We start from the raw sequence: 7,857 nt of genomic DNA, 5'->3' as shown, positions 1-7,857 counted from the left end.
TTTCAAATTGGAATTCCGGCCGGAATGAAATTGGAAAGGGTGGCCGGCGATTGTTCGGAATCACTGGCCGGTTTCGTCGGAATGCGCAGACAGGTGGTCGCGGCCGCCCTGTGCCTGCCTCAGATCCTGAATCCTTGCGCCATAACACAGGGACTGACTGACAGCCATTTGGGTCCCTAAATCGCAAACGCTCCGCCAGCGGGCCTTGTTTGGAGTGCACCGAATGTCCTGAACTTCGCCGTCGGAGAGATCTGCGGGACCGGCCATATCGCGGGGGTGGATGGGACCGGCCCCGATTTGCCCTCCTGCAACGAGGGCAATACAGAGCTTATGCTCTCCGACACTCTCCGGATAATGGCGCTATCGCGTACCTGCCAAAGAAGATCCCCGATGCGTTGGCGAGGTTGCGAGCGTTTGTGGCGCAAGAATTGGCGTTCGTTGGGGTGCAGAAAATATGTTCCTGCATTAGCGGCATCTCTTGTCGCGCCATCCACGGTGCGAACCTATCTCGGCACGATCCACCATACGCTTGGCGTTTCCTCGAAGATGGAGCTGCTGCGAGTACTGGAATGAGCCGAGGAATTGCTCCGATCGACGTCAATGTCTATGCCGAGCATGAAAGCTTTGATGAAGCTGCCGAATTTCATCCGAAAGAGAACGGACCGGCCCTTCAACTGCGACGCCATCGACAACCTGATTGATTGGCAGCGCCCGGACACGAGCGGGGCTGACGCCGAGCTCTCCCAGCCAGGCACCCAATTGCTGCGACGAACTGGCGTAAACTATGCGACCGAGACCGACCCAGCCATGAGCAGCGGCGCACATCGCACAGTGCTCTTCCGACGTGTACACGGGGCCGCGGTGCGCTCATCAGGCGACATATTGTTGGCGGCCCAGCGCGCGATTGCAAACTCCGGATGCTGGGTGTGATCGCCGCCCGCCACATGGTTATGATCCTCGAACAGCACCTTCCCGTTGCCGGAGACCAGGACTGACCCGAACGGTTCGTCGCCTGCCTCGATGGCAGTCCTCGCCAGCTCAACGCAGCGGCGAAGATGTTTCATGTCGTTGTCATTTATCATCAGAATTTCTCCCAACGATGATACATTGCCTGGCAGTCATTCAATTTCAACAGGCGTCTGATGATCATCGACTCTTCCAACCCATCAAAGCGATCACAGCCCCGCTCAAGAATGGCAGCCGGAAAAGAGGCAAGACTCCGCCGGTCAGTCAGCCCATCATTGGCCCGTCGAGGTGTTCCGGCCTGCCGCCCGAGAGACGCCGCGCTTTGTGGGCCGCGCGGCTCTCAGCCCTGGCGCTACCTCGTCGGGGTACAGGAGACAGGCAAGCCGGCCGACGCCACCGGCTGTAGATAAGGGCTCCGGTCAAACATCAACCCAGGTCTCATCTCGTTCAGCAGCGAGGTTCTCATGCATTCCATCAGTCTACGATCAGCGAAAAGCGCGGAGATCGACCGGCTTGCCCGGCTTTGGTATGACAGCTGGCAGGATGCTCATGCCAGCATCCTCCCGGCAGACTTGGCTCGACATCGCACACTCGAAAGTTTCCGACAACGACTGCACGACGATCTGCCGAATGTTCGCGTGGCAGGTGCTTTCGGCCAGCCGGTCGGCTTTTGCATGATCAAGCAGGACGAGCTTTATCAACTGTTTGTCTCCAGGGAAGCGAGGGGAGCCGGGGTGGCAGCCGCGCTTCTGGTCGATGCCGAAAAACGGTTGGCCGCCAACGGCGTGACAAAGGCGTGGCTCGCCTGCGCGATCGGCAACGAACGGGCCGCACGGTTCTACGAGAAGAGCGGCTGGCACCGTGTCGGCCCCATGATCAACGAACTGGAAACACCCGATGGCACCTTTCAGCTTGAAGTGTGGCGCTATGAGAAGCCGATGCGAAGCGTTGGATCTTAACGCGTGATGCGCCGCCCATCTCTGGGCAGGCTGCACACGTGCGGATAGGGCATTGGGCTCAACCTCTCAGATTCTTACTTCGGCGACGTTCGTCGAACGTCGATCGAATGGCTCAATCGGCTCGAAACTTCGCCTTCACGAAGGGCACGGTTGGGGGAAGACGATCGTCTGCTACGATCGCCATGCGGACTTTGTCGACAATCATGTGGTAGTTCATTCGTCTAATAGGTCGAGCTGAGTAATGGAGGCAGGGAGAGTAGTTCAGCTTGAGCAGATGCAGGCGGCAACAGAAGCCATGCGCAGCAGCCTTCAGGACGCGCTCCTTACCGTATATCTGCATGGATCGGCTGTCTCGAGTGGTCTGCGACCACAGAGTGATATTGACCTGCCTGCTGTCATCGACCGCCCCATGTCAGAGGAGCAACGCAGACACCTTCTGTCAGCGTTGCTGCAAGTCTCTGCTCGCCATCCGGCCCCGCCCGGCGGCCCGCGCTGCATCGAGGTGGTGGTGTTTCTGGAAGCTGAGCTCGCCGCCCCGAAGTTCCCGGCACGGGCCGAATTTATCTATGGCGAATGGTTGCGGGACGCCTTTGAAGCCGGACAGCTTCCCATGCCGGTGTCCGATCCGGAAAACACGCTGGTGCTCGCTCAGGCTCGACAGGAGGCTGTTCTCCTGTTTGGTCCCGACACGAAAGAGCTTCTGCCTGAAAATCCCGTTGGAACATGTCCATCGCGCAATGCGCGATGCGCTCCCCACACTTCTCGACGGCCTGCGTGGGGATGAGCGGAACGTTTTGCTGACCCTCGCCCGGATGTGGCGGACAGTGGTCACGGGCGAGTTCATCGCCAAGGATGCTGCGGCCACATGGGCAGCGTCTCGAATGCCGGAACTGGAAGCTGATACGCTGATCCACGCACGTAACGCATATTTGGGCAAGATCGACGACGGCTGGGAAAGCCGGCAGGCTGCTGCAAGGGGTGCGGCAGCACATTTGCACCAACGGGTGGTGTCAGAGTTTCTATAACCGCCTTGGGTGGGGAGTCGATCTCCGATGTGGCGCGGCGACTGTCATGCGCCAAGAAGCAGGCATAGTGCCATCTGCAGTTCAATCGACAAAATTCATCGCCAGCATTGCTGGCATCCATCCGTTGATCTAGAGTTGTATCTTCTGGACGGGGACAACAGTATCGACCTTGGCTGCCCATGGAGGGTGCATGGATCTGCTGGACCCTTTTCTTGATCCTGAATCCTCCCACGTTTCGACAGGAGACCTCCCGCCGACCGACCGCGTCGCGCGGCTGGTGACGGAAGCTCATGAACGCTTCGGATCCGTCACGCTGGGACAAACGTCCCAGGTATATCCGGCCCTTGCCGGCGTGCCGGGCGACCTGTTCGGCATATGCGTCGTGGGAGCGGATGGGCGCGAATTTTCCGTCGGAGACGCCGAACACGAATTCACCATCATGAGCGTATCCAAGCCGTTCATGTTCGCCTTGATCTGCGACCTGATCGGCGCGACGAGTGCGCGCGAGCGGCTCGGCGTCAACGCGACGGGCTACGCATTCAACTCTCTTGCCGGTGTCGAACGCAACCCGGACGGACGCTCCAACCCGATGGTCAATGCAGGGGCCATCGCCACGACGAGCCTGGTGCCCGGAGAAAGCGAAGAAGCGAAATGGCGCTTCATCCTTGATGGGTTGTCTCGTTTTGCCGGTCGGCAGCTGTCGGTCAACGAAGAGGTCTACGCCTCGGCGTCGGAGACGAACTTTCGCAATCGGAGCATTGCCTGGATGCTTCAAAGCATGGGGCGCATCTATTGTGATCCCCTACAGGCGACCGAACTCTATACCCGACAGTGCTCATTGAATGTGAGTGCAAGGGATCTCGCCGTTATGGGCGCGACACTGGCCGATGGCGGTTTCAATCCACTGACGCGCGAGCAGGTGGTCAAGCCCGACGTGTGCCACTACACCCTGGCCGTAATGCTCACGGCCGGTCTGTATGAAACGTCCGGCGATTGGCTCTACGAGATCGGACTCCCCGGCAAAAGCGGTATCGGGGGAGGAATTGTCACCGTCTCGCCCGGCAAGGGAGGGCTGGGCACCTTTGCGCCTCCGCTCGATGCAGCCGGAAACAGTGTGAAGGGACAATTGGCGACGCAATTCCTGTCGCAACGCCTGGGGCTCGACCTGCTCCTGTCGTCACCGGGCAGTTAACTTCATTATCGCCAGGCTCCGGGAGGGGATACAGCGCATGGCCGCACCAACATACGCTCAGCAAGATCGTTCTGAAGAGCGGGAATCATGGATTCCCATGGTCGCAATCGCGTTCGGCCAGGCAATCATGTCGTTCAATGTGGCGTCATTGCCGGTGGCGCTGAGCGGAATGGTTGAAAGCTTTGGCGTTGGCCCGACGGTCGTGGCGACCGGCATTGTTGCCTACTCTATGATCGTCGCGGGCTTCGTCATGCTGGGAGCCAAGCTCGTTCAGCGCTTCGGTGCGCTGCAGGTGTTTCGCCTGGCTGTCGTCGTCTTCGGCCTGGCGCAGGTTCTCATGACCTCGAGCCCGAACGCAACGGCGATGATCACTGCGCAGGCGCTGTGCGGTGCTGCCGCGGCCGTTATCGTTCCCGCCCTCGTCGCGCTGATCGCCGAGAATTACCATGGCACCCAGCAGGCGACGGCCCTGGGCGCTCTGGGATCGGCCAGAGCGGGTGCCGGCGTGCTGGCTTTCCTGATCGGCGGCGTGCTCGGCACTTTTATCGGCTGGCGGCCGGTCTTTGGCATTCTGGTTGTCGTTTCGGCTCTCGTCCTGCTTTTGAGCTTCCGGCTCAAGCCCGACCGCGGCCGCCCGGATGTGCAGATCGACTTCGTCGGGGTGCTGCTTGCGGCTGTGGCGATCATCCTCATCAGCTTCGGCTTCAACAACCTGAATGGATGGGGACTTGCCTTGGCGCGGCCGACCGCCCCGTTCAGCCTGATCGGCCTGTCACCGGCCCCGATAATGATCGTGGTGGGTATCGTGCTCGGGCAGGCATTCTTGATGTGGACGCGCCGCCGCGAGGCTGCCGGCCTGACACCCTTGCTGCCGCTCACAGTGCTGGAATCGCCGCAGGAACGCGCAGCCGTCTATGCCATGTTTTCTGTCGTGGCGCTCGAGGCTGCGCTCAATTTCTCCGTGCCGCTCTATATCCAGATCGTGCAGGGACGTTCGCCCCTGGCAACCGCTGTTGCAATGCTGCCGTTCAATCTGACGGTGTTCTTCGCGGCCATGCTGATTGTCCGTCTTTATGGCAGGCTCAGCCCCCGACAGATCGGTCGTCTCGGCTTTGCGCTCTGTACCGTAGCGCTCGTCTGGCTTGCCTTCGTCGTGCGCAACGACTGGAGCACGATCCCCGTGCTCTTCGGGCTGGTCCTTTTCGGCATAGGCCAGGGATCGCTGGTCACGTTGGTGTTCAATGTGCTGGTCACGGCGTCGCCGAAGGAACTCGCCGGAGATGTCGGGTCGCTCCGCGGAACGACGAACAACCTGGCCGCGGCTGTCGGCACGGCCGTTGCCGGTGCGCTTCTTGTCGGTCTGCTGAGTGCCGGCGTCATGCGCCAGCTTGCGCAAAATCCGAACTTGCCAATCGAGATTCAATCCCAGGTCAATCTCGACAGCATCACATTCGTCAGCAACGAGCGGCTCGAATCGGTCCTGGCAGCCACGACGGCCACACCGGAACAGAAAGCCGAGGCGCTCCGCATCAATACGGAGTCGAGGCTGTTGGCGCTCAAGATCGGCTTCCTCATCATGGCCGGCCTCGCCTTCCTGACGATATTGCCGGCCGGCAGGCTGCCCGATTATCGACCGGGCGAGATACCGGAGGGCTGAATTCCTCTTGCCCGACCAGCCGCGCCGAGGTCGGGCGCTGTCTCACAGCGTGTTCTTGTGAAAATGGCCGTCCTTCATGATGACGGCCAGATTCGTTCCAGGGTCCTCGATCAGACGGATATCTTCGAGGGGGTTGCCGTTCAGAACCAGCAGGTCCGCCAAGGCACCTTCCTGTATAACCCCCAGCTTGCCCGCGTACGGATTGCGAAGATTGGACATCGCAAGAAGTTCCGCATTGACCGATGTCGCCATGCGCAGGGTCTCTGTGTTCGTGTACCAGTTGGCGAGGTGGGTCAACATGATGTTCTGGCGCGGGGTCAATTCGGGAGAGAACAGGACATCCGAGCCCCATGCCGCCTTGATCCCGTATTTGCGCACGAACTCATAGACCCTCGGCGTGCCGGCAAACAGCGCCTGGAGGCGTTCCACGCCCGGTCCGGATTGGGATGCGGCATCCTCCATTGTCAGGAAGGGCTGCATGCTGAGCCAGACATCCTTGTCGGCGATCATCTGCGCCGTTTCCTCGTCCATCAGATGCGCATGCTCGATGCAGGTCACGCCCGCCGCGATCGACCGCTGAACCGTGTTCGGAGCATAGGCATGGACGGCGACATAGGTATTCCAATCCTTGGCCACATTGACCGCCGCACGCAGCGACTCTTCGCTGAAGGTGGTCATGTCGAGAGGGCTGCGTGGAGACGATACGCCGCCACCGCCGACGAGCTTGATCTGGGAAGCTCCCTGCAGAAGCTGCTCACGCACGCGCTGCTTCAGGTCTCCGACATCGTCGACAATGGCTGCGCCTCCCATCAGTTCGCTGACGCTGAGCTGACCGGCGTTGCGCGGAATTTCCGACGGCATGCGAAGATCGCCATGTCCTCCCGTGGTCGTGATCATGGCACCAGAAGGGAAGATGCGCGGACCGGCAATCATGCTGCTGTCGATCGCCTGCTTGAACGAGAAGACGGGACCGCCCAGATCGCGCACGGTGGTGAAGCCGCGCATCAATGTGCGCTCGGCCTCGGCCGTGGATGCGGCAAAGATGATGCCGGGATCGCCGGCCAGGAGCAGGTTCAAGGGCACCGCGGCATAGATCGCGTGCCAATGCGCATCGATCAGGCCCGGCATGAGAACACGATTGCCACAGTCCATGACACTCGCATCGGAGGGCGGAGCGCTGTTGGTCGTATCGATCGCGGCGATCCTGTTTCCCTCGACCAGGATCTGGACATCGGCCTGCAGCGAGTGGGACAGGCCATCGAAAAGGCGAACCTGCCTGAAGAGAACCTTGGAAGGCCCCGATGATTGGGCGAGGGCCGTCCCGGGCATCGCCCCTGCAATGGCCGCCGCTCCTGCCGCGGCAAGGAAGCTTCTTCGCGAATAGGAGTCCAAACGGCGCGAGGCTTGCTGCAGCAGCGGACTCGAACAGGGACAGCCAGGACCATGGACGAGGTGTTGGTACTTCTTACCCAGCCTGATCATGGTTGCCCCTCGGGATTCCGTCGAACAATCTTGATCGCAATGATTGCTATCCCGATGACAAGGAGAGCGATCCCCGTGGCCAGGTATCCCGTTGACGCGGCCCTGTAGCCCGACGCTGCAATCAGGAATCCCAGGATGACAAATATCAACCCGCTGAGCTTGCTGATCAACAGATTGGGTCTGTGCTTCTCGGCAGGCATGACAAGCCTCCTCGCGACGTGAAGCGCCCCCATCCGCTCGCGCAACAGTAGTATGCTTCGATTTGCAGGTCGAGCGCCATCCCGTACTCACGGCGGTCTTCGTTCATCGCCTCCCAGTACTTGCTCTTTCGTGTCATTCCCGCTGCAGAGCGGTAATGTCCATCTTGGGTCGATTCTTAGCGTTGCCAGAATTCGATCAATTCCTGCAGAACAGACGTTTCTCCGGATCATCAGAGCACGTGCATCGATACGCGCAAGCCGCGTAGGGACCCGTCGAACAATTTCCAGCTAACAGGTTGCTGAAAAACTCCAACAATGGCACGGGAATTGTGATTCACTCGGCTGGGAGCGATGGAGTGATTTGCGATGCGCGGAC

At 60.3% G+C, this 7,857-nt stretch carries 9 protein-coding genes and 1 pseudogene; 6 read left to right on the top strand and 4 right to left on the bottom strand.

Annotation, left to right across the window (positions count from 1 at the left end; translation table 11 throughout):
• Together GM909_RS25955 and GM909_RS26370 are read left to right on the top strand one after the other, a co-directional pair.
• Positions 1–180, top strand: a 180-nt coding sequence (locus GM909_RS25955; protein WP_210252591.1) for a hypothetical protein, incomplete at its 5' end; no start/stop codon positions are given.
• Between the two features lie 389 nt (positions 181–569).
• Entirely contained in the window at positions 570–701 is a 132-nt protein-coding gene (locus tag GM909_RS26370) for a hypothetical protein (RefSeq protein ID WP_268890802.1), read from the top strand.
• 81 nt (positions 702–782) lie between these two features.
• On the opposite strand, the gene GM909_RS26205 is transcribed toward GM909_RS26370, so the two are convergent.
• Positions 783–1,082, bottom strand: a complete 300-nt coding sequence (locus tag GM909_RS26205; protein WP_235912086.1) for a tRNA-specific adenosine deaminase — start codon at positions 1,080–1,082, stop codon at positions 783–785.
• A gap of 369 nt (positions 1,083–1,451) precedes the next feature.
• Positions 1,452–1,667, bottom strand: a complete 216-nt coding sequence (locus GM909_RS26450) for a hypothetical protein (RefSeq protein WP_328600486.1) — start codon at positions 1,665–1,667, stop codon at positions 1,452–1,454.
• Here GM909_RS26450 and GM909_RS25480 point away from each other — a divergent pair.
• From GM909_RS25480 to GM909_RS25465, 4 genes and pseudogenes are all read left to right on the top strand, one after another.
• Positions 1,605–1,925: a GNAT family N-acetyltransferase gene (locus GM909_RS25480; RefSeq protein WP_328600485.1), complete on the top strand. Its 321-nt coding sequence runs from the start codon at positions 1,605–1,607 to the stop codon at positions 1,923–1,925. The two genes, GM909_RS26450 and GM909_RS25480, sit on opposite strands and share 63 nt — an antisense overlap.
• A gap of 241 nt (positions 1,926–2,166) precedes the next feature.
• Positions 2,167–2,950: pseudogene (locus GM909_RS25475) on the top strand (aminoglycoside adenylyltransferase domain-containing protein).
• Positions 2,951–3,140: 190 nt separating this feature from the next.
• On the top strand, positions 3,141–4,142 hold the full coding sequence (gene glsA / locus GM909_RS25470; protein WP_157020335.1) for a glutaminase A: 1,002 nt from the start codon (positions 3,141–3,143) through the stop codon (positions 4,140–4,142).
• 97 nt (positions 4,143–4,239) lie between these two features.
• Positions 4,240–5,799 carry an MFS transporter gene (locus tag GM909_RS25465; RefSeq protein WP_157020334.1) on the top strand — a complete coding sequence of 520 codons (1,560 nt, stop codon included), beginning with the start codon at positions 4,240–4,242 and terminating at the stop codon, positions 5,797–5,799.
• Between the two features lie 42 nt (positions 5,800–5,841).
• Here GM909_RS25465 and GM909_RS25460 read toward each other — a convergent pair whose 3' ends face one another.
• Positions 5,842–7,281, bottom strand: a complete 1,440-nt coding sequence (locus GM909_RS25460) for a metal-dependent hydrolase family protein (RefSeq protein WP_157020333.1) — start codon at positions 7,279–7,281, stop codon at positions 5,842–5,844.
• Positions 7,278–7,481 carry a hypothetical protein gene (locus GM909_RS25455; RefSeq protein ID WP_157020332.1) on the bottom strand — a complete coding sequence of 68 codons (204 nt, stop codon included), beginning with the start codon at positions 7,479–7,481 and terminating at the stop codon, positions 7,278–7,280. The genes GM909_RS25460 and GM909_RS25455 overlap by 4 nt, the downstream gene beginning before the upstream one ends.
• Positions 7,482–7,857: the final 376 nt, after the last annotated feature.

The organism is Mesorhizobium xinjiangense, from assembly GCF_009749525.1.
Taxonomy (GTDB): Bacteria; Pseudomonadota; Alphaproteobacteria; order Rhizobiales; family Rhizobiaceae; genus Mangrovimarina; species Mangrovimarina xinjiangensis.
The sequence above is the reverse complement of the archived record's forward strand: the minus strand, read 5'-3'. Positions and strand labels throughout refer to the sequence as shown.

Excerpts from the sequence above, each read along its gene's own strand:
- GM909_RS25455 (WP_157020332.1), bottom strand. The coding sequence starts at position 7,481 with ATGCCTGCCGAGAAGCACAGACCCAATCTGTTGATCAGCAAGCTCAGC.
- GM909_RS26205 (WP_235912086.1), bottom strand. The coding sequence starts at position 1,082 with ATGATAAATGACAACGACATGAAACATCTTCGCCGCTGCGTTGAGCTG.
- GM909_RS26370 (WP_268890802.1), top strand. The coding sequence starts at position 570 with ATGAGCCGAGGAATTGCTCCGATCGACGTCAATGTCTATGCCGAGCAT.
- GM909_RS25460 (WP_157020333.1), bottom strand. The coding sequence starts at position 7,281 with ATGATCAGGCTGGGTAAGAAGTACCAACACCTCGTCCATGGTCCTGGC.
- glsA (WP_157020335.1), top strand. The coding sequence starts at position 3,141 with ATGGATCTGCTGGACCCTTTTCTTGATCCTGAATCCTCCCACGTTTCG.
- GM909_RS25465 (WP_157020334.1), top strand. The coding sequence starts at position 4,240 with ATGGTCGCAATCGCGTTCGGCCAGGCAATCATGTCGTTCAATGTGGCG.